Origin of the sequence: Sagittula salina (genome assembly GCF_017813235.1) — a bacterium.
Classification (GTDB): domain Bacteria; phylum Pseudomonadota; class Alphaproteobacteria; order Rhodobacterales; family Rhodobacteraceae; genus Sagittula; species Sagittula salina.
In genome coordinates, this window is record NZ_JAGISH010000009.1 from 167,991 (window position 1) to 188,072 (window position 20,082).

General features: G+C 63.1%; 19 protein-coding genes. 13 read left to right on the forward strand and 6 right to left on the reverse strand.

Annotated elements, in window-relative coordinates; all coding sequences use genetic code 11:
• Positions 1-73 precede the first annotated feature (73 nt).
• The 3 genes from J5474_RS16455 to J5474_RS16465 all read right to left on the reverse strand — a co-directional run bounded on the left by J5474_RS16455 (position 74) and on the right by J5474_RS16465 (position 4,652).
• Positions 74-2,113 carry a capsular polysaccharide biosynthesis protein gene (locus J5474_RS16455; protein WP_483414424.1) on the reverse strand — a complete coding sequence of 680 codons (2,040 nt, stop codon included), beginning with the start codon at positions 2,111-2,113 and terminating at the stop codon, positions 74-76.
• On the reverse strand, positions 2,106-3,266 hold the full coding sequence (locus J5474_RS16460; protein WP_209362041.1) for a polysaccharide biosynthesis/export family protein: 1,161 nt from the start codon (positions 3,264-3,266) through the stop codon (positions 2,106-2,108). Before J5474_RS16460 ends, J5474_RS16455 begins: the two co-directional genes overlap by 8 nt.
• A 93-nt stretch (positions 3,267-3,359) precedes the next feature.
• Entirely contained in the window at positions 3,360-4,652 is a 1,293-nt protein-coding gene (locus J5474_RS16465) for a capsule biosynthesis protein (protein ID WP_209362043.1), read from the reverse strand.
• Between the two features lie 215 nt (positions 4,653-4,867).
• Between J5474_RS16465 and J5474_RS16470 the strand changes: the two genes are divergently transcribed.
• Complete coding sequence (locus J5474_RS16470) at positions 4,868-5,464, forward strand: riboflavin synthase (protein ID WP_209362045.1); 597 nt, start codon at positions 4,868-4,870, stop codon at positions 5,462-5,464.
• 166 nt (positions 5,465-5,630) lie between these two features.
• On the opposite strand, the gene J5474_RS16475 is transcribed toward J5474_RS16470, so the two are convergent.
• From J5474_RS16475 to J5474_RS16485, 3 genes are all read right to left on the reverse strand, one after another.
• The gene (locus J5474_RS16475; protein WP_209362047.1) at positions 5,631-6,689 is read right to left on the reverse strand and encodes a YeeE/YedE family protein; all 1,059 of its coding nucleotides are present in this window, start codon (positions 6,687-6,689) and stop codon (positions 5,631-5,633) included.
• A 99-nt stretch (positions 6,690-6,788) separates the two neighbouring features.
• Complete coding sequence (locus J5474_RS16480; RefSeq protein WP_209362049.1) at positions 6,789-7,130, reverse strand: ArsR/SmtB family transcription factor; 342 nt, start codon at positions 7,128-7,130, stop codon at positions 6,789-6,791.
• A 22-nt stretch (positions 7,131-7,152) separates the two neighbouring features.
• Complete coding sequence (locus tag J5474_RS16485; RefSeq protein ID WP_425342895.1) at positions 7,153-7,530, reverse strand: thioredoxin family protein; 378 nt, start codon at positions 7,528-7,530, stop codon at positions 7,153-7,155.
• A gap of 124 nt (positions 7,531-7,654) precedes the next feature.
• On the opposite strand from J5474_RS16485, the gene J5474_RS16490 reads away from it, so the two are divergent.
• From J5474_RS16490 to clpX, 12 genes are all read left to right on the forward strand, one after another.
• Positions 7,655-8,392, forward strand: coding sequence for a cytochrome c biogenesis CcdA family protein (locus tag J5474_RS16490; RefSeq protein ID WP_209362052.1), 738 nt, complete (start codon positions 7,655-7,657; stop codon positions 8,390-8,392).
• Positions 8,393-8,429: 37 nt separating this feature from the next.
• Complete coding sequence (locus J5474_RS16495) at positions 8,430-9,014, forward strand: thioredoxin family protein (RefSeq protein WP_209362054.1); 585 nt, start codon at positions 8,430-8,432, stop codon at positions 9,012-9,014.
• Positions 9,015-9,472: 458 nt separating this feature from the next.
• Positions 9,473-9,949 (forward strand): sulfur oxidation c-type cytochrome SoxX, encoded by a 477-nt coding sequence (gene soxX, locus J5474_RS16500; RefSeq protein WP_209362057.1) that lies wholly within the window; start codon positions 9,473-9,475, stop codon positions 9,947-9,949.
• 25 nt (positions 9,950-9,974) lie between these two features.
• On the forward strand, positions 9,975-10,394 hold the full coding sequence (soxY, locus tag J5474_RS16505) for a thiosulfate oxidation carrier protein SoxY (RefSeq protein ID WP_209362059.1): 420 nt from the start codon (positions 9,975-9,977) through the stop codon (positions 10,392-10,394).
• 26 nt (positions 10,395-10,420) lie between these two features.
• The gene (gene soxZ / locus J5474_RS16510; RefSeq protein WP_209362064.1) at positions 10,421-10,750 is read left to right on the forward strand and encodes a thiosulfate oxidation carrier complex protein SoxZ; all 330 of its coding nucleotides are present in this window, start codon (positions 10,421-10,423) and stop codon (positions 10,748-10,750) included.
• A 59-nt stretch (positions 10,751-10,809) separates the two neighbouring features.
• Positions 10,810-11,655, forward strand: a complete 846-nt coding sequence (gene soxA / locus J5474_RS16515) for a sulfur oxidation c-type cytochrome SoxA (protein WP_209362067.1) — start codon at positions 10,810-10,812, stop codon at positions 11,653-11,655.
• A gap of 95 nt (positions 11,656-11,750) precedes the next feature.
• A complete protein-coding gene (gene soxB / locus J5474_RS16520; protein ID WP_209362069.1) occupies positions 11,751-13,451 on the forward strand; it encodes a thiosulfohydrolase SoxB in 1,701 nt (566 codons plus the stop codon).
• 84 nt (positions 13,452-13,535) lie between these two features.
• Positions 13,536-14,813, forward strand: coding sequence for a sulfite dehydrogenase (gene soxC / locus J5474_RS16525; RefSeq protein WP_209362071.1), 1,278 nt, complete (start codon positions 13,536-13,538; stop codon positions 14,811-14,813).
• Entirely contained in the window at positions 14,797-16,104 is a 1,308-nt protein-coding gene (locus J5474_RS16530) for a c-type cytochrome (protein ID WP_209362073.1), read from the forward strand. The genes soxC and J5474_RS16530 overlap by 17 nt, the downstream gene beginning before the upstream one ends.
• Before the next feature lie 122 nt (positions 16,105-16,226).
• A complete protein-coding gene (locus J5474_RS16535) occupies positions 16,227-17,147 on the forward strand; it encodes a cation diffusion facilitator family transporter (protein ID WP_209362075.1) in 921 nt (306 codons plus the stop codon).
• Between the two features lie 292 nt (positions 17,148-17,439).
• A complete protein-coding gene (locus tag J5474_RS16540) occupies positions 17,440-18,072 on the forward strand; it encodes an ATP-dependent Clp protease proteolytic subunit (RefSeq protein WP_209362078.1) in 633 nt (210 codons plus the stop codon).
• A gap of 178 nt (positions 18,073-18,250) precedes the next feature.
• The gene (gene clpX / locus J5474_RS16545; RefSeq protein ID WP_209362080.1) at positions 18,251-19,513 is read left to right on the forward strand and encodes an ATP-dependent Clp protease ATP-binding subunit ClpX; all 1,263 of its coding nucleotides are present in this window, start codon (positions 18,251-18,253) and stop codon (positions 19,511-19,513) included.
• The last annotated feature ends 569 nt before the right edge of the window (positions 19,514-20,082 follow it).

The window sequence follows — 20,082 nt, forward strand, 5'->3', positions numbered from 1 at the left end:
GACAAGCCTGAAAATATCGGTCTATTCAGTCTTCTGGGCCACGAGGTTTTACTGGGCGTTGAAAAACAGTGGTTCAGCTACGCCATAGATGCGCATAGCTGGCCAGCGCACCCTGCAATTTGGACAGCCCGCGATTGAGCGCGCTGGGACTTGGAATGGTGCTGTTCGCCAACCGGTCAACAACAGTTTCGACAGAGCAGGGGAGGCCGGTGACCGGATCGCGATACCGTGGGTAGTCGATCAGCGTTGCGTGGGCCAGGGCCTCGACAGTCGGGCGCGGTCCAGAGAGCCGTCTTTCCGGTATGGGGCCAAGGTCCCGGGTCAATCCCCATCCGGCGTAAAACGGCACGCCCATTGTTGTAACCGGGCGCCCGCGCAGCAATGCCTCGAATCCTGTGCCGGAGGTCAGGGTCCAGACTTCTTCAACCGCGTCGAGAGCTAGGGATATGTCAACCCGGTCAAGCGTAAGATCCGCCCATCGCTCGGGCGCATCGACCCGGCCGCTCCGCAGGCCCGCCTCCACGTCCGGATGCGGCTTCCAGAGGATCACGGCATCCGGGTTCGCCTCGCGCGTCCGACGCAGGAGATCCTCGTTCGTGCGGACTTCCGGGCTGCCAAGAAGGATAGAGGCATCGTCCTCCACTTGCCCGGGCACAAGAATACGGTAGCCTTTCGGTAGCTTCGGTAAACCACCCGCCAAATTGTATTTTGATAAGCCCCGGCCCACGAGGCTCTGTATAACTCTGTGGATACGTTCGGTCTGGTCAGGCCTCATCCGTTTCGCCCGGAGATGTATCAGTCGTTCCAGCGTGCTCGGGCGGCTCGGATCGAAGTGAATTCCTTCGTGATCGAGCGTCAAAGAGAGCGGAGGCACCAGTGTCGCCCCCAAGCCGCGCGATCTGAGGAAACCATCCTCCAGAGAAACCGCGCGTTCCCCGGCTGCGGTACTCCACGCCATACAGCGGCGCCCTGTCGACGAAGCCAGTTTCAAGGCCTTATCCACATCGTCTTCGAACCGTAACCGCTTTTCCCTGCCAAAAAATTTCTGCAGGAACGGCCTTTTCCACAGTCGGGCATTTGCCACGACCCAGCCTTGCCGATCCTCGCGCCATGCCCGGGCCTGCGCCTCCAGGGCGCCGAGGATATCCTCGATTTCGCCGCGCCTATCGCGGTAGGGGTCATACCAGACCGGGTAGAGCACCAAAGCCCCCGCAACCAGCTGCACCTTTGTCAGGCGTCGTTTCCGACGCGGAAACTGGGATTCGTCGTCCGTCAGGCCCCAGCCAGCATAGAACGGCATCCCGAAAACCCGCGGCCGATGGCCGACGAGGATGGCCTCGAACCCCATCTGCGATGACAGCGTATAGACACGCGTCGCGCCCTCCAGCAGCGCCCAAGGGGAGGCATCCCCATCATATAGCGCTACGGGACCAATGGCGTCAGCGGGCCCAAAATGCCCTTCACGAAATCCATGCGCCGTTTCCGGATGGGTTTTCAACAGGATGCGGCAATGCGGGTTCTCTTCCCGCGCGACGAAGAGCATTTCGAGAAACCGTGCTCGGTCACCGCCCGATGCCAGAACGGATGCGTCGCCGTGCGTCTGGTCCACCACCAGCACATAGCCCGGCGCAGGGGGGGCCACGTCCGTCCGGGTGGCGGAATACTTTGACACCTGCGCTTCGCGCATTCGCGCGATGACCCCGCGCGCGCGCTCCAGCAGTACGTGGTCGTCAAGCGGGTGTTCCCCAAGCAGGTTTTCGAGATCCGAGGGGGCGCGTCCGTCGAAATGCACACCGCGATGGTCGACCAGCAGACCGAGGGGGGGCTCTCCGGTTCGGCCCGGGTGCAGCGACCGCAAAAAGGCGTCTTCGACCCGCACCACCTGCGCACCGCGCCGTGCCGCCACGGCCTCCCCGCGACGGGCATAGGGCGACTGCCCCCAGACGCCCACCAGATCCCCGGCAGCGGGCATCCCGACGGTAACCCGGTACCCACCCAGCGCAAGAATGCGCCGCAGATGGCCCTTCAGAAAACCGCCGCTATAGACATACAAACGCCGGGAAGTCTCCTCCCCGGCGTTGTCATGTTCGTGCGAGTCCAAAGGTTTAGCCACCGCTGCCCAGCGTGTCGGCGATCGACGTCACGGTGGCCACCGAACCCAGAGAGCCGGTCAGGGAGGCGATGGTCTTATCCCACTGCACGTAGGGCGCTTCGGTCACATATAGTGTGTCCTGATCACGGATGACGAAATCGCGGGCCATGAACATGCCATTTGGCTGCGTCAGATCCAGAACATAGATCAGCCGTTGCGCCCCCACGAGGTCGTTGCGGCCCAAGACCTGATTGGCGATTTCTGCCGGCTCGTTCCGGAAGACAAAGACGCCGGTCGGGTCGGCGGTGGCCGAGAGCAGGCCGCCTACAGTGGCGATGGCTTCGACGGCGGAAATGCTTTGCGCTTCGAACGGCACGCGCGCCTGCGCACCGGTGGCGCCAAGCGCGGTGAAGGCGCGGGTGTCCTCTTCGACGAGGATCCGATCGCCGCCGCGCAGGGCGATGTCGAACTCGGGCGTCTTGAACAGGTCCTGGAACCAGATGGTTTCGGTCTGGTTGCCGCGGATCACCTTCACCTGCGCGATCTCCGGCGTGATTGTCACGCCGCCGGCGCGGGCGATCATGGATGCCAGCGTGCGCGTGGGACGTTCGATGGCAAATACGCCCTGGCTGCCCACGGCGCCTACCAGCGACACGGTGGACCCGTCGCCCGCCAGCCTGCGCACCTGCACCTGCGGGTCAGGCGTCTGATCCTCGAGTTTTGCCGTGATGATCTGGCGGATGCGTTCCGGCGTGTTGCCCGCCGCCCGGATGCGCCCGGCATAGGGGATGAAGATGAAGCCGGAGCCGTCCACCTGCACCTCTTCGAGCATCGCGGGCGCGCTGCCAGAGGTTCCGCCGCCGCTTCCCAGCAGCGGGTCATCGACGTTTTCCCAGATGGTCAGGCCCAGCGTGTCACCGGGATTGATGATGTCGGAGCCGACGACGGCGGCGTTTCGGAAGGCGTCGGAAAAGCCCAGCGCCGGGACCACGGCGGTGGCGCGGGTCACGCGGTCGTTGACCGACACGATGAAGGCATCGCCTTCGCGCTGCACCGAGCCGGCAAAAATCTCTTTCTTGTTGGGACCGACGCGCGGCAGGCCGCAGGATGCCAGAATCGACACCGCGGCCAGAAGTGCCACGCTACGCGCAAGGCGGGTGGGGGAGTTTTTCACTGCTCGGTCTCCTCGACCTGTGTTCTGCCTCAGACTTTTTTTCAAAGGCTACCGAGGGGGCGGGGGAAAATCCAGCATTTGCGGGAGGGTGCCCTAGTGCACCACGCGCAACTGTTGCCGCGGGGCCGCGGTTCCGCTGGCGAAAGCATCGTATGGGTCCTCCGACGCCAGCATGAGGTCGACCACCTGGCGCAGCAGCTGCCGGCGCCCGCGCGCCGAATAGAAGCCGCCGGGCAATTGCGAGGTCTCCAGCAGGTAGCGCCGATAATCCTTGTAAGCCTTGTTGTCAGGTCGCGAGGGCGCGGCAAAGAACTCCGCCAGAGGTTGCGTGGAAACGAACTCAGGCTTGGCGTAGACCGCGTCACCGAAGACCTTCAACGGGATGCCGCGCCAGAGCACCTGTTGCGCGGCGGTGGAATTCACGGTCACCGCCGTGCGTGCGTCGTTAAGCAACTGCGCCAGCTTGCCGCCGCGCACGTAGTGAACCCGGTCAGAGACCCCGTGCCGCTGTGCGGCTTCTCGGATGGCGCGGCGCACGCCCGCGCGGTCGTCCTCCAGCGGGTGGGCCTTGAACACCAGATGATGATGGCCTGGCGCGCCCTCGCGGAAGCCCGCCACTACCAGTTCGACAAAGTCGGGCATGGTGGCAAAGGGGCTGTGTTTCTGGAAGCTTGAATCGTGTTCCAGCTGCATCAGACAGAGGTGATAGGGAAAGCCCCCCAACCGGATACGTGTCGTGGCGATCACGCGGTCGACCCAGCTTGCGGGCATCAGGAGCAGGCGTTTGAGATAGAGCAGGAATTCCTGCACCACGCTCAGGGCACGATGCGGGCGAAAGTTGCGGTAGGCACCGTTCCGGAACATCACGAACCAGTGGTAAAGCGCACCATAGAAAATGTGGTGCCGCATGTCGCCCCAATGGGCGGGGGGAAGAGGGGCTTCCATGTCCGACAGTGCCAGCGCCGCCTGCATGTCCTTCACCGTCATGGACATGAGTTTGGAATGCCCGTTCGAGCCACCGCGCTCGTAGGTGACCCAGTAGGGGCGCATGTAACCCTCTTCGAAGACATGCACCGTCAGGCCGCGCCGCTTCGCTTCCTCGATGGCCTCGGCATGGATGCGGCGCACGTCGCCGTAAAGCACCAGGTCGGTGATGCGCCTTTCGTGAAGCAGGTTGACCAGCCAGCCACGCCAATCGTCAGGTGTGCCGCGATAGGGCAGATAGCTGCGCGGGTGAAACCAGAAGGCGCGGTCGCCCGCGTTGAAGCCCACGCGCCAGACCTCCGCTCCGGTCTTGCGCAGCATGGTGCCCAGCCGGTTGAAGAATGGCCCGTGGGGTCCCTGCAAGAAGAGGAAGACGCGCCTTTCTCCGGTGGTGGTCGCCATTGTTCCGCTCCGATGCGTCGGGACGCAGCGTGTAACGCCAAAGCTTGCCCGTCGCCTTGCCCATCGCGGGGCAGTGTGTGAATGCTTTGTTGCCATTCTATTGACGGATGGCGGCGAAAATAAGGCCCATGTGTTCTGTGTGTTCCATGCGGTTCAAGAGACAAGGCGGTTGGCCCGCCCGCGTGTGCGGGGGCGGGGGCCGGAAGGAGAAAGACATGTTCACGGGGATCATTACGGACGTGGGCGCGGTGCGCGCGCTGGACAATCGCGGCGACCTGCACGCGAGGATCGGAACAGCCTATGATACGTCGGGCATCGACATGGGCGCGTCGATCGCCTGCAACGGCGTCTGCCTGACGGTGGTGGGTTTGGGGCCTGACTGGTTCGACGTGGTGATCAGTGCCGAGACGCTGTCGAAAACCAACATCGGCGGCAAGGCGGGCTGGGTGGAGGGCACGCCCCTGAACCTCGAACGGGCGCTGAAGGTGGGGGACGAATTGGGCGGGCACATCGTGTCCGGCCATGTGGATGGCGTGGCAGAGATCGTGGCGCTGGAGGACGAGGGTGAAAGCACGCGCATGACTTTCGCGGTGCCGGAAGCGCTGGCGCGCTACATCGCGCCGAAGGGATCTGTGGCCCTGAACGGCACGTCGCTGACGGTGAACGAGGTGGACGGCTGCCGCTTTGGCGTGAACATCATCCCGCACACCAAGGACGTCACCACCTGGGGCCGCGCGACGGTTGGCGACCGAGTGAACCTTGAGATCGACACGCTGGCGCGCTACGTGGCGCGTCTGCGCGAGTTCGACTGAGGAAATTGGCGGGGTTTCGGCGCGGATGGTACCGGAGTGATGCGCAAGCCGCCCGGAGTGCGGGCCGGAATTGGAGGAAGCCCTGCTTCCCCCAAACCCCCATCGCGGTATTTCAGAACCAAAGAAGCAGGGGTGGGGCGTTCGCGATCGTGACTTTCTGCCGGGGTCATTCGGCCGGTTGGAAGCCGACAATGAGTTGCCGGAGGCCGAGGGCGGCGCCGGCGAAGATCGCGGCGAAAGTGACCGGTGCGGAAAAGGCCAGCAGAGAGAAGGCCGAGAGCCCCTGTCCGATGGAACAGCCGAGCGCAACCACGGCACCCGCGCCCATCAGCGCCGCGCCAAAGATCTGACGACGCAGTTCGCGCGGATCCTCGCAGGCTTCCCAGCGGAAATGTCCCTTGATCAGCGATCCGACAAAGGCGCCCGCCCAGACGCCCGTCACCGATCCCACAGCGAAGGACAGGGGGCGCGCCGAGCCTGTCATCCACCACAGGATGGATTCTCCCAGCGGGGCGGCGAAGCTGTGCGAAACGACGGGCAGGGCCTCGAAACCGTGGTGTGCCACCCAGGATGTACCCGCCCAGGCCAACACCACCGAAAAGCCCACGGCTGCCGCCCAGAAAAGACGCGCGGGTTTCTCCCAGACTGCGGCGGAGGCGGCGGAGCCTGCGACGATCAGCCCGCCCAGTACCATGCCGATAAGGTTGACCGAGAGGCCTGTCATGGCCCCCAGCTGGTGGGCAATACCCGGGGCGACCTCTGTCGTGACAGGTCGTTGCGGGAAGAGGAAGTCGCGCAGCGGTGCCAGCGGGCCGGAGAGCACGACGAAGGTGGAGACCCCCATCACCAGCACGATAACGAAGCTGCGCAGGTCGCCGCCGCCGAGCCGCGCGATGGCACCGTAGCCGCAGTTTCCCGACAAGGCCATGCCGTAGCCGAACACCAGCCCGCCCGCGACCGAGGCCAAGGGCATCCAGCGAATGCCGAGGTAGTAGGTTTCCGTATCGACCAGCAGCCCCATGGCCATCAGTCCAAAGCTGCCCATCACCGCAAGCCCGATGGCGATGCCCCACATGCGCAGCCGAACGGTGGAGCCGCCGTAAAGCGCGTCCTCGATGGCGCCGAGTGTGCAGAACCGCCCCAACCGCGCAGCGAGACCCAGAAGCAGTCCGCTCCCCAGCCCGATCAGCGCGACGAGATTGTATTCCCCGATGGTATCCAGCATGGCCGAGCCCTCCTCCGGCCCGATGGTCAGGGCCATCGGGATCAAACGACTATGCGGAGGTGCGCGGCGTTTTTCAACAGAGGCTTGCGCGGATACCGGTCACGGCCGGTTTGCGCCGCAGAACAGGTCGTAGACCGTTTCCAGCATCTTGCGCGGCTTGTCGTCGGCGAGGCTGTAGTAGATCGCCTTGCCGTCGCGGCGCGGCACCACCAGGCCTTCGAGGCGCAGGCGCGAGAGTTGCTGGCTGACAGCCGCCTGACGCGCGGAGAGCAGCGACTCAAGTTCGGTCACAGATTTTTCGCCCGTCACCAGATGGCACAGAATCATCAATCGGCCTTCGTGGCTGATCGCCTTCAGGAAGGCCGACGCCTGCGTTGCCTGATCAACGATCGCGTCAAGCTCTGCCTCGGTCAGGTCGTCGCGTAAAACCGGAAGTCCCATCTTCTGTCCCTGATGTCTTTTTTCAGTTTGTCTGCGGTACGAAATCCGTATTGGTTTCGAGCAATTTCGAGAACAGGGGCCAGAAGAAGTCCTGCCCTACGTAACCTTCCATGCGGGCGACCTCCTGTCCATCCGTCACAAGTATGAAGGTTGGGGTGAAATTCACACGGCGGGCATAGCTGATGCCATCGGGCGGGCCCATGTGCAAGTCCGCACGCTCGAGGGGCGCGTAACGTCCTTCGGCGGTGTTGGGGTAGGCGGGGGCGATTTCATCGTCCCAAGCGGCGCAATAGGCGCAGCCGCGTTGTTCCACCATCACGAGCGCGATGTCCGACGCAAACGCGGGCGCGACGCACAGTACGGTCGCCGCCAGCACGGATACGATACCACGAATGCTCATCATGCCCTCTGAGATGGTGTATACCGGGAGTTATAAACATGTCAGGGTCGGAAATGCACAGATTGACGCCGACGTTGGACAACGTAATATGAATATGTGAATTATTCAAGGAAAGGCGCAACCCGTGCTGGATATTTCCTTCGCAGGCGCAGCATTCGCTGGACTGTTGAGTTTCTTTACGCCCTGCATCCTGCCGATGGTCCCGTTTTACCTGTGTTACATGGCCGGGATTTCCATGAACGAGTTACGCGACGATACCGGGATCACGCGGGGTGCGCAACGGCGGCTGATCCTTTCAGCGGTGTTCTTCGCCGCCGGTGTTACCACGATCTTTGTGCTGTTGGGCATGGGGGCGACCGCGGTGGGCGAGGTGTTTGCCGACTGGAAGCGACCGCTGTCCTACGTCGCCGCCGCGATCCTGCTGGTCTTCGGGCTGCATTTTCTGGGCGTGATCCGCATCGGGCTGCTGTATCGGGAGGCGCGGCTGGAGAGCAAGGCCGAGCCGACCTCTGTTCTGGGCGCTTATGTCATGGGGCTCGCTTTCGGATTTGGTTGGACGCCCTGCGTGGGGCCGGCGCTGGCCTCGATCCTGATGATCGCCTCCGGCATGGGGGATATCGCACGCGGCGGTCTGCTGCTGTTCGTCTACGGCGTCGGGATGACCGCGCCCTTCGTCATCGCGGCGCTCTTTTCCGGGCCGTTCCTGAAGTGGACAGCGCGTCACCGGTCCAAGCTTCAGTATGTCGAAAAGGTGATGGGGGTCATGCTGATTGTCTTTGCGATCCTGATCGCAACCGATAGCGTGAACATCATCGCGCAGTGGATGATCGACACTGTCCCGGGCTGGACGTCGCTGAGTTGACGCGTCCGGGCGGGAGACCTGAAAGGGAGGGAAGACGATGAAGGCATGGATCGGTGCGGCGGTTGCCGCGTGCATGGCGCTGCCTGTCTGGGCGGCACAACTGGGGGATGACGGGCTCTACAAGGAGCCCTTCATGCGCAATACCTTCAAGGATCTGCGCGAGGACCTCGACGAGGCTAACGCCGAGGGCAAGCGACTGGTGCTCATGTTCGAACAGAACGGCTGTGTGTACTGTCACCAGATGCACGAAGAGGTCTATTCCGACCCGAAGATATCTCAGTTCATCCAGGACAACTTCTTTGTCGTGCAGCTGAACCTGCACGGCGACACGGAAGTGATCGACCTCGACGGGGAGGCGCTGTCCGAGAAGCAGATGGCGCGCAAATGGCGCGTGCTGTTTACCCCCAGCGTCGTCTTTCTGCCCGAAGAGGTGCCGGAGGGAGAGTCCGCGGTGACGGCCGCGGTGGCCGTGATGCCCGGAGCGTTCGGCAAGGGAACCACGACAGACATGTTCACGTGGGTGCTGGAGAAACGCTACGAGATGCAGGAAGAGACCGGCGAGGACTTCCAGCGCTATCATGCGCGGCGTATCCAGGAGCGTTCCAACGGCTCTACCGACTGAATGCCCTGTTGAGCGGGCGGGCCGGGTGATTCTCGAATCGCTCGGCCCTTTATTGGCCACCGTGCCTGACGCGGGGTGAAACTGGGGCTGTCGAACTAGCGAACTGTTGATCACAGCAGTGTGAAGTGCGTGGCGACGACGGGTTCATGCGCTGGCATCGATTGCGCCTTGCGGACATGGGGCCATCGGGCTCCGTCCGCATGATCGCAGTAGGAAAAACGCCGCCCTTGACCTTGGGTCCGCTTCAAATTTTTGATTTTGTTAACTTTTGCTGCCGACCCTGAGTGATAGAACATGAAGGGAAGGTTGGCGGAGCCTGCGCTCCGGGTGCATGGTACGTTTCAACAATTCATAACTGTGAATTTGTTGTTGCGTCTCGTGGGCGCGGTGGCCTACGGTATACACCAGCCGGTATGAGGTAGAGCCCTTGTATGGGCTCGCAAGCCTAGGGAGGGAACATGAGGCTTACAGCAATGACGGCAGCCGTGGCGCTACTGGCGGGCGCGGCATTCGCGGAGGATGTCGCACCGGATGCGGTGCAGTTCGGGGAAGACGGCCAGATCGAGGCTTCGCTGACCGGCACTCCGGGAGACCCGGAAAACGGCAAGGCGATCATGACCAACCGTGGCAAAGGCAACTGCGTTGCCTGCCACGCGGTAACTGCGCTGAGCGATGCGCCGTTCCACGGTGATGTCGGTCCCTCGCTCGACGGCGTGGGCGAGTACCGCTCGGAGGCGGAGCTTCGCGGCATCGTCGTCAATCCGAAGATGATTTTCGAAGGCACGGTCATGCCGGCCTTCTACAAGACCAGCGGCTTCACCCGCCCCGGCGACGGGTACACGGGCAAGGCCGCCACGGACACCATCGAGCCGATCCTTTCGGCTCAGGAAGTGGAAGATGTGGTCGCATTCCTTTTGACCCTTAAGGATAGCTGATCCCTTAGTTTGAGGAGACTGAAACATGGAATTCACGCGTCGTGAAACGCTGGCCCTCGGTGCCGGTGCTGCGCTGCTGACCGTCGTGCCGTTCCGCGCCTTTGCCGCGACGACCGACGAACTCATCGCCGAGTTCACCGGTGGCGCCGAAATGGCGGATGCGGGCGTCGACCTGACCGCCCCGGAAATCGCCGAGAACGGCAATACCGTTCCGATCTCGGTCTCGGCAGAGGGCGCGTCGTCGATCCTCGTGCTGGCCACGGGTAACCCGACCCCGCCGGTCGCAACCTTCAACTTCGGCCCGCTCGCGGGTTCGCAGACCGCTTCCACCCGTATCCGGCTTGCCGGCACGCAGGATGTGGTCGCGGTTGCGAAACTCGCTGACGGGTCCTTTGCCAAGGCGTCGAAGACCGTGAAGGTCACCATCGGCGGCTGCGGCGGCTAAACAGTTAATCCCAGGAGACAAACAAAATGGCAGACGGTGTAAAACCCCGCGTCAAGGCTCCGAAGTCGGCAGCAGCCGGCGAGTCGGTCACGCTGAAGACTCTGATCTCGCACCCGATGGAATCGGGGCAGCGCAAGGACGGTGACGGCAACATCATCCCGCGGTCGATCATCAACCGCTTCACCTGCGACTTCAACGGCCAGAACGTGATCGACATCACGCTCGAGCCGGCGATCTCGACCAACCCCTACTTCGAATTCGATGCGACCATCCCGGAAGCCGGTGACCTGAAGTTCACCTGGTACGACGACGACGGGTCTGTCTACGAAGACACGAAGTCGGTCGCCATCGGCTGATGGATTTCCCCTGTCCCGCGGCGCGCGCGGGGCAGGGGGCGCAACAGGGAGGGAATGACATGAAATTCACGGCACTGACGGCGGTTGCCGCACTGCTGATGGCTCCGGCAGCCTATGCCGAGGCCGATGACGAAAGCCTCGTCATCAACGGCGATCTGGAGATCACCACCCATACCGACGCCCCCGCGCATCTCGACGGTCACCTCGACGAGATCTACTCGGGCTGGCACTTCCGTGATGACGAAACCCAGGCCATGGAAGCGGATGATTTCGACAACCCGGCCATGATCTTCGTCGATCAGGCACGGGACATGTGGACGACCCCCGAGGGTTCCGAAGGCAAGTCCTGCGCGGACTGCCACGGCGCGCCCGAGGATATGGCGGCAGTGCGTCCGGTCTACCCGAAGTGGAACGAGGACGCTGGCGAAGTCCGCACCATGCAGATGCAGATGAACGACTGCCGGACCAACCGCATGGGTGCCGATGCGTGGAAGACGGACGCCAAGGATGCGCTCAACATGGAAGCGCTGATGTCTTCCGTTGCGCGCGGCCAGCCGGTCAATGTGGCCATTGATGGCCCGGCTCAGTCGGTCTGGGAACAGGGCAAGGAACTGTACTACACCCGTACGGGTATCCTCGACCTGTCCTGCGCCTCCTGCCACGAGGAAAACTACGGTAACCGCATCCGGTCCGACCACCTCAGCCAGGGCCAGATCAACGGCTTCCCGGCCTACCGTCTGAAGAACGCCGGTCTGAACGGCGTTCAGGGCCGGTTCAAGGGCTGCGTGCGCGACACCCGCGCGGAGACTTTCTCGCCGGGTTCGCCGGAGTTCATCGCTCTGGAGCTGTATGTCGCATCGCGCGGCAACGGCCTCTCGGTCGAAGGCCCGTCCGTCCGCAACTAAACAGTGTTACCCCGTGCGTCTTCTGACGCGCGGGGTTTCCCGTAAACAACCCATTCACACATGCGCATGTGTGTCATGACAGAGAGACCCTCCCCATGATCTCGAGACGCGATTTCCTGCAGGTGTCCATGGCGGCTTCGGCGCTGGTGGGCGCTTCGGGCTTCGGCAACTGGGCGCGGCTGGCCGCGCAGCAGAGCCTCACCCAGGACCAGCTGTTGCAGTTCGACACTTTCGGCAACGTCAGCCTCATCCATGTCACCGACATCCACGCGCAGCTGAAGCCCATCTACTTCCGCGAACCGTCGGTCAACATTGGCGTCGGTGCGAACAAGGGGGAGGTGCCGCACGTGACCGGCGCCGACTTCCGTCGGCTTTACGGTATCGAGGACGGTTCCCCCTCGCATTACGCCCTGTCCTCGGGTGACTTCGCCGCACTGGGGCAGGCCTATGGCAAGGTCGGCGGCCTCGACCGCGTGGCAACCGTGATCAATTCGATCCGTGCGGACCGGCCCGACGCGCTGCTGCTGGACGGTGGCGACACCTGGCACGGCTCCTACACCTGCTACCAGACCGAAGGGCAGGACATGGTCAACGTCATGAACGGGCTGAAGCCCGACGCCATGACCTTCCATTGGGAATTCACCCTCGGCACCGACCGCATTACCGAGCTGGTGGAAGGTTTGCCCTTCGCCGCGCTGGGTCAGAACATCTTTGACGCGGAATGGGACGAGCCGCTGCCCGACCTCTTCCCGCCCTACAAGTTCTTCGAGCGCGGCGGCGTAAAGATCGCCGTGATCGGACAGGCCTTCCCCTACATGCCGATCGCCAACCCGCGCTGGATGTTCCCGGAGTTCTCCTTTGGCATCCGCGACGAGAACATGCAGGCCATGGTGGACGAGGTTCGCGCACAGGGCGCGGAGCTGGTCGTGGCACTGTCGCACAACGGCTTTGACGTCGACAAGAAGATGGCTGGCGTGGTCAAGGGCATCGACGTGATCCTTTCGGGTCATACCCACGATGCGCTGCCCGAACCCGTTCTGGTGGGCGACACCATCATCATCGCGTCCGGGTCCAACGGCAAGTTCGTATCCCGCGTCGACCTCGACGTGCGCAATGGCCGCATGATGGGCTTCCGCCACAAGCTGATCCCGATCTTCTCGGACGTGATCGAACCCGACGCGGAGATGACGGCCCTGATCGACGAACAGCGTGCGCCATACAAGGAGCAACTCGAAGAGGTCATCGGCACGACCGATGAGCTGCTGTACCGCCGCGGCAACTTCAACGGGTCGTGGGACGACCTGATCTGCAACGCGCTGATTTCGGAACGCGATGCCGACATAGCCATGTCGCCCGGCGTCCGCTGGGGACCGTCGCTGCTGCCGGGTGACAGCATCACCCGCGAGGACATCTGGAACGTCACCTCCATGAGCTACGGAGAGGCGTATCGTTCGGAAATGACCGGCGAATTCATCAAGGTGATCCTCGAGGATGTGGCCGACAACATCTTCAACCCCGACCCCTACTACCAACAGGGCGGCGACATGGTGCGCATTGGTGGCATGGGCTACCGCATCGATGTGACCAAGCCGCAGGGGGAGCGCATTTCCGAGATGACGCTGCTGAAGACCGGCGAGGCGATCGATCCGTCGAAGACCTACGTCGTCGCCGGTTGGGCGTCCGTCAACGAGGGCACCGAGGGGCCGCAGATCTGGGACGTTGTGGAAAACCACATCCGCCAGCAGGGCACTATCAAGCTCGACCCGAACACCAGCGTCGAGGTCGTCGGCGCCTGAACCCTTTCGGCGGGCTGAACGCCCGCCGAAGTTCCGAAGAATTCATTCACATAGATGAATGATTTGATCCGTAAGGAGATTGCCATGAGCAAGGATACGAACGCGCCGTCGCGCCGCCAGTTCCTGACCAGTGCCGCCGCACTGGGGGCAGGGGCGGTGGCGGCATCGGCTGCCCGCGCCGCGGGGCCCGACCCGCTGATCACCGAGGTCCAGCCTTGGGCCTCCGGCTTTGGCGACGGCGTTGACGTCACACCCTATGGCCTGCCGATCCGCTTTGAGGGTGACGTTATCCGCCGCAACGTGGAGTGGCTGACCGCCGATACGATCTCGTCGATCAACTTCACCCCGATCCATGCGCTTGACGGCACTATCACGCCGACCGGTTGCGCATTCGAGCGTCACCACTCCGGTGCGATCGAACTGGCGAAGGACGACTACCGGCTGATGATTAACGGCCTTGTGGATCAGCCGCTGGTCTTCACCTATGAGGACTTGGAACGTTTCCCGCGCGAACAGCATGTCTATTTCTGCGAATGCGCGGCCAACACCGGCATGGAATGGGCGGGTGCGCAGCTGAACGGCGCGCAGTTCACCCATGGCATGATCCACAACATGGAATACACAGGCGTGCCCCTGCGCACCCTGCTGGCGGAGGCCGGCCTGGATGCGGCGGGCGAGCTGAAGGACAAGTGGGTCTACGTCGAGGGTGCCGATGCGTCGTCGAACGGCCGTTCCATCCCGATGGAAAAGGCCATGGACGACGTGCTGGTAGCGTTCAAGGCCAACGGCGAGGCGCTCCGCAAGGAACACGGCTATCCCGTCCGGCTCGTGGTGCCGGGCTGGGAAGGCAACATGTGGGTGAAATGGCTGCGCCGCATCGAAGTCACCAACGCAGCCGTCGAATCGCGCGAGGAAACGTCCAAGTACACCGACACGCTGGCCGACGGCACATCGCGCAAGTGGACCTGGGTCATGGACGCGAAGTCTGTCGTGACCTCGCCCTCGCCGCAGTCGCCGATCAAGCACGGCCCCGGTCCGCTGGTCATCACGGGCATGGCATGGTCCGGGCATGGCAAGGTTACTCGCGTTGACGTCTCCAAGGACGGTGGCATGACATGGGAAACCGCGCGTATCGCTCAGGACGGGGCGAACAAGGCGCTGGTGCGTTTCTACCTCGACACCACTTGGGACGGCGAGGACTGGCTGCTGCAATCGCGCGCCATCGACGATACGGGTTACGTCCAGCCGACGAAGGCTCAGCTGCGCGAAGTGCGTGGCGAGAACTCCATCTACCACAACAACTGTATCCAGACCTGGCACGTAAAAGCCAACGGGGAGGCAGAAAATGTCGAAGTCTCTTAATCTTTACGCCGGCTCCGCGATCGGTGTGGCGCTGTTGCTGACGGCAGCCTACAATTTTGCCGACCGCAACGTGGCGCCTTACCCCAAGAACCCGCCGATGCTGGCCTCTTTGCCCGCGCCGATCCCGGAACCGGCAGCCCCCGTGCAGGCAAAGGCCACCGCGGCGGCGAATGACCAGGTGGCCGAGGCATCTCTGACCGACGGCCTGCTGGTCGGCGCGGCCGAAGCCGACACCGCACCCGCCGGGCTGCGTTTCGGTCTGGGCCGCGCCGCCATGCCGGAGGAAATCTCTGCGTGGGACGTGAAGATCATGCCGGACGGCACCGGCCTGCCCGCAGGCTCGGGCAATGCCCTCGACGGTGAACCGCTTTTCGAGGAAAACTGCGCCGTCTGTCACGGCTCCTTTGCCGAGGGCGTCGACAACTGGCCGAAGCTGGCCGGGGGGGACGGCACGCTGGCTGCGAAGGACCCGCTGAAAACCGTGGGCTCCTACTGGCCGTATCTCTCGACCGTCTGGGACTATGTGCACCGCTCGATGCCCTTCGGCAACGCGCAGAGCCTGACCCCGGACGAGGTCTACGCCATTACGGCCTACATCCTTTACTCCAACGACCTCATCGACGACGATTTCGAACTCTCGCCCGAGACTTGGAACGAGGTCGAGATGCCGAACGCCGACGGCTTCATCGTCGACGACCGCGCGGACACGGAGTACACCGAGTGGCGCACCGACGAGCCTTGCATGGAAAACTGCAAGCCGGAGCCGGTGAAGATCACCATGCGTGCGACCGTGCTTGATGTGACCCCCGATCAGGCGGGCGACGAAGCTCCGGCGGACGCGGCGGAGGAGATGAACCACTCCAACGACGCGGCCACCGTGCAGCCCACCGACGAAGCCGCTGCGGACGAAGCACCGGCGGCCGCAACAGAAGCGGTCGACGAAGCCGCAGCTGACGCGGGTGCTGACATGGGCGCCCCGGATCCGGAACTGGTCGCCGCAGGCGAGAAGATCTTCAAGAAGTGCAAGGCCTGCCACCAGGTCGGCGAAGGTGCCAAGAACAAGAGCGGCCCTCAGTTGAACGGCGTCGTGGGTCGTGACATCGCCGCTGTCGACGGCTTCAAATACTCCAACGCCATGCAGGATCTGCCCGGCGACTGGACGCATGAGGCGTTGGCCGCCTTCCTCGCAAAGCCCAAAGACTACGTGAAGGGGACGAAGATGTCCTTTGCCGGTCTGAAGAAGGACGACGACATCGAGGCGGTCATCGCCTACCTGCAGTCGTACCCGTAATACGCGTCGGTTCTGTATGACGCTTTGGCAAAGGCGGCGCCTCCGGGTGCCGCCTTTCGCGTTTCCGTGAATCGGGCAGGGCGGCCCTTGACCTTTGACACGGGCGGGCTTCCTGTCTGCGCATGGCTCACGGACATCACCATCATCACCACCCGAATGTGGACGCCGCGACCGGAGACCGCCGCATCGCGCTTGCCGTTGGCGTCAATGTCCTGCTCACGGTTGCGCAGGTTATCGGGGGAATCCTCTCGGGCAGCCTCGCCATGATCGCGGATGCACTGCACAACTTTTCGGACGCCGCGAGCCTCGTCATCGCGGTCTGGGCGCGCAAGATCGCCCGTAAACCCGCAGATTCCGAAATGACCTTCGGCTATGCGCGGGCAGAGGTCGTCGCCGCGCTCATCAACCTGACGACGCTGATCGTCGTCGGGCTCTACCTGTTTTACGAAGCGGTTTTGCGCTTCATCAATCCTCAGTCGGTCGACGGCTGGATGGTGGTGGTCATCGCCGGCGTCGCGTTGGTTGTCGACCTCGCCACTGCGGCGCTGACCTATGCCATGGCCAGGGACAGCGTGAATATCCGAGCCGCCTTCCTGCATAACGTTGCGGACGCGCTGGGGTCGCTGGCGGTGATCCTCGCCGGCACGCTGATCCTGCTCTTTGGCTGGACATGGGTCGACCCGGCTGTAACGCTGGGTATCGCGGCCTACGTTTTGTGGATGGCATGGAGCGAGATCGGCGGTGTGGTCCGCATCCTCATGCTGGGCGCGCCGCCACGCATGGTGCCAGAAGCGGTACTGCGTACCGCCGAGGATGTCGAGGGCGTCGAGGGCCTGCACCACGCCCACCTCTGGCAAATGGACGAGCGGACTAGTGCGCTGGACGCGCACGTCGTCATCGGTCCCGGCGCATGGAGCGAGGCCGACGCCATCAAGATGGCGGTCAAGGCCCGGCTCCATGCCGACCACGGACTTGAACACGTCACGCTTGAGCTGGAATGCGCGGCGCACAGCTGTGTCCATCCTAGGCGCATTGGGCATTGAACCAGGGATTTGCGCCGTGAGGATGCAGAAAAACGAACTCTGGACATGGCTTGGTTAGGATTGCCTTAACGCAGGAGGCGGTATGCCGGGAGAACTGGAACTTGGCCGGCGGCCGGCGCGGGGCCGGGGAATGTGCCGGATACGTGGCCGGCAATGGGGGCAGCGACGGCAAGTAGCACAGCCTGCGGCAGTTTCCCGCCGCCCCTTGCGGCCCCCCAACCCCGATACTAAGACTCAGGTAACACAGAGACGATAGTCAGAACCGAAGATCAAATCAGCAGGCGGGCAAGCGATGAGAGATCCAGTCGAAACCTACATGAACCTCGTTCCGATGGTGGTGGAACAGACGTCGCGGGGCGAACGCGCCTACGACATCTTCTCCCGCCTCCTGAAAGAACGGATTATCTTCCTCAATGGTCCGGTGCACGACGGCATGTCCAGCCTCGTCGTGGCGCAGCTGCTGCACCTCGAGGCGGAGAACCCGTCGAAGGAAATCTCCATGTACATCAACAGCCCCGGCGGTGTCGTCACTTCCGGCCTGTCGATCTACGACACGATGCAGTACATCAAACCGAAGGTGTCCACGCTGGTGATCGGTCAGGCTGCCTCCATGGGCTCGCTGCTTTTGACCGCAGGCGCGGCGGGGATGCGCTTCTCGCTGCCGAACTCGCGCATCATGGTGCACCAGCCGTCGGGCGGCTATCAGGGCCAGGCGACGGACATCATGATTCACGCCGAGGAAACGCTGAAACTGAAGCGCCGCCTGAACGAGATCTATGTGAAGCACACCGGCCAGACGTACGAGGCGGTGGAGCAGGCGCTGGAACGCGATAACTTCATGGATGCCGATAGGGCCAAGGAATGGGGCCTGATTGATGAAATCGTGACCAACCGCGAGCTGGACGGCGAAGAAACGAAGAGTTGAGAGGCGGGGTCCCTTCCCCGTTAGGGATGGGGCCAAATTTCGCATTGTCGCGCCCGGATGGCTGGCCTAAGCTTGCCGGACATCTGGCGCAAGGCCTCCGTCGGGGTCCGTAGGCTGCCTTTGGGGTGGCGGGCCAGACAGGCGATCAAGACCGGGAAATCCGGGAAAGGTGCTGAGTATGGCAACGAATACAGGTGGTGACAGCAAGAACACGCTCTACTGCAGCTTCTGCGGCAAGAGTCAGCACGAGGTGCGCAAGCTGATCGCTGGCCCCACCGTGTTCATCTGCGACGAATGCGTCGAACTCTGCATGGACATCATCCGCGAGGAGACGAAGGGCGCAGGGCTGAAATCTGCCGACGGCGTGCCCACCCCGCGCGAGATCTGTGACGTGCTCGACGACTACGTGATCGGCCAGATGAAGGCGAAGCGGGTCCTTTCAGTGGCGGTGCACAACCACTACAAACGTCTGAACCATTCGCAGAAGTCCGCCGACATCGAGTTGGCGAAGTCCAACATCCTGCTGATCGGTCCCACCGGCTGCGGCAAGACGCTGCTGGCGCAGACGCTGGCGCGCATTCTGGATGTGCCCTTCACCATGGCGGATGCAACCACGCTGACCGAAGCCGGTTACGTCGGGGAGGACGTGGAGAACATCATCCTGAAGCTGCTTCAGGCCTCCGAATATAATGTCGAACGCGCGCAGCGCGGCATCGTCTACATCGACGAAGTGGACAAGATCACCCGCAAGTCGGAGAATCCGTCGATCACCCGCGATGTGTCCGGCGAGGGTGTGCAGCAGGCGCTCCTCAAGCTGATGGAGGGCACCGTGGCCTCCGTGCCGCCGCAGGGGGGGCGCAAGCATCCGCAGCAGGAATTCCTGCAGGTGGACACGACGAACATCCTCTTCATCTGCGGCGGCGCCTTTGCCGGTCTCGACCGCATCATCAAACAGCGGGGCAAGGGTTCTGCCATGGGCTTTGGCGCCGACGTCCGGGACGACAGCGAAAAGGGCATCGGCGAGACCTTCAAGGATCTCGAACCGGAGGACCTGCTGAAGTTCGGCCTGATCCCTGAATTCGTCGGTCGTCTGCCCGTGGTGGCAACACTGGAGGACCTCGACGAGGACGCTTTGGTGACCATCCTCACTCAGCCGAAGAATGCGCTGGTGAAGCAGTACCAGCGCCTGTTCGAGATGGAGGATACCGATCTGACCTTCACCGACGATGCCCTGTCTGCCATCGCGAAGAAGGCGATCCAGCGCAAGACCGGCGCGCGCGGGCTGCGCTCCATCCTTGAGGGCATCCTGCTCGATACCATGTTCGAGCTGCCCGGTATGGATGAGGTGACCGAGGTCGTAGTGAATGAAGAGGCTGTGGCCTCCGACGCGAAGCCGCTGATGATCTACGCCGACCAGAAAAAGGAAGGCGCCTCCGCCTGACCGAGCGGTCTCAGTAAGACAAAAAACAAGGCCGGGCTTTTCCTGACGGATACCGGCTTGTGGGGCACGGTTTGTAGGAACTGGCTGCAATGAGAATGGCCGCGATGGGAGAACCATCGCGGCCATTTCCTGTGGTGAGGGATGCGCTTCTTTCAACATGGCGGGTTCTTGCGGGATCCGGTCCGGCCCGCCGCCTTCGCCTCGTCGAACGCCACGTCGGTCGAAATACCGGAATCCCGGGACTCGGCATGACTTGCGTCTCTTGGCTGCCGTCTTCGGGAAGGTCTGTTGGTTGTGCGACGGCCTGGGCGGCTGGAGCTTTCCACGACCGGTCGAGACTGGCACCGACCTTCGTGCCGGCATGGCGCCAGGGCCGACAGAGCACGCGGTAGAGATCAGGCACATCTTCGCCTCCGCCCTTCCGGAGCTTGCGCGCATCCAGGCCGTGCCGCAGTGCGGGCGTCGCTTCTGCGGCAAGCGTCGCGCGCGCGGCGGACGCTGGACAAACTCGTCTGTCCCCGGGATGCGGCGGGCGCGTGGCATCCGCTTTCCTGCCCTCGCGAAGTCGG

Excerpts from the sequence above, each read along its gene's own strand:
- J5474_RS16465 (WP_209362043.1), bottom strand. The coding sequence starts at position 4,652 with ATGGCGACCACCACCGGAGAAAGGCGCGTCTTCCTCTTCTTGCAGGGA.
- J5474_RS16470 (WP_209362045.1), top strand. The coding sequence starts at position 4,868 with ATGTTCACGGGGATCATTACGGACGTGGGCGCGGTGCGCGCGCTGGAC.
- J5474_RS16475 (WP_209362047.1), bottom strand. The coding sequence starts at position 6,689 with ATGCTGGATACCATCGGGGAATACAATCTCGTCGCGCTGATCGGGCTG.
- J5474_RS16480 (WP_209362049.1), bottom strand. The coding sequence starts at position 7,130 with ATGGGACTTCCGGTTTTACGCGACGACCTGACCGAGGCAGAGCTTGAC.
- J5474_RS16485 (WP_425342895.1), bottom strand. The coding sequence starts at position 7,530 with ATGAGCATTCGTGGTATCGTATCCGTGCTGGCGGCGACCGTACTGTGC.
- J5474_RS16495 (WP_209362054.1), top strand. The coding sequence starts at position 8,430 with ATGAAGGCATGGATCGGTGCGGCGGTTGCCGCGTGCATGGCGCTGCCT.
- soxX (WP_209362057.1), top strand. The coding sequence starts at position 9,473 with ATGAGGCTTACAGCAATGACGGCAGCCGTGGCGCTACTGGCGGGCGCG.
- soxY (WP_209362059.1), top strand. The coding sequence starts at position 9,975 with ATGGAATTCACGCGTCGTGAAACGCTGGCCCTCGGTGCCGGTGCTGCG.
- soxZ (WP_209362064.1), top strand. The coding sequence starts at position 10,421 with ATGGCAGACGGTGTAAAACCCCGCGTCAAGGCTCCGAAGTCGGCAGCA.
- soxA (WP_209362067.1), top strand. The coding sequence starts at position 10,810 with ATGAAATTCACGGCACTGACGGCGGTTGCCGCACTGCTGATGGCTCCG.
- soxB (WP_209362069.1), top strand. The coding sequence starts at position 11,751 with ATGATCTCGAGACGCGATTTCCTGCAGGTGTCCATGGCGGCTTCGGCG.
- soxC (WP_209362071.1), top strand. The coding sequence starts at position 13,536 with ATGAGCAAGGATACGAACGCGCCGTCGCGCCGCCAGTTCCTGACCAGT.
- J5474_RS16530 (WP_209362073.1), top strand. The coding sequence starts at position 14,797 with ATGTCGAAGTCTCTTAATCTTTACGCCGGCTCCGCGATCGGTGTGGCG.
- J5474_RS16535 (WP_209362075.1), top strand. The coding sequence starts at position 16,227 with ATGGCTCACGGACATCACCATCATCACCACCCGAATGTGGACGCCGCG.
- J5474_RS16540 (WP_209362078.1), top strand. The coding sequence starts at position 17,440 with ATGAGAGATCCAGTCGAAACCTACATGAACCTCGTTCCGATGGTGGTG.
- clpX (WP_209362080.1), top strand. The coding sequence starts at position 18,251 with ATGGCAACGAATACAGGTGGTGACAGCAAGAACACGCTCTACTGCAGC.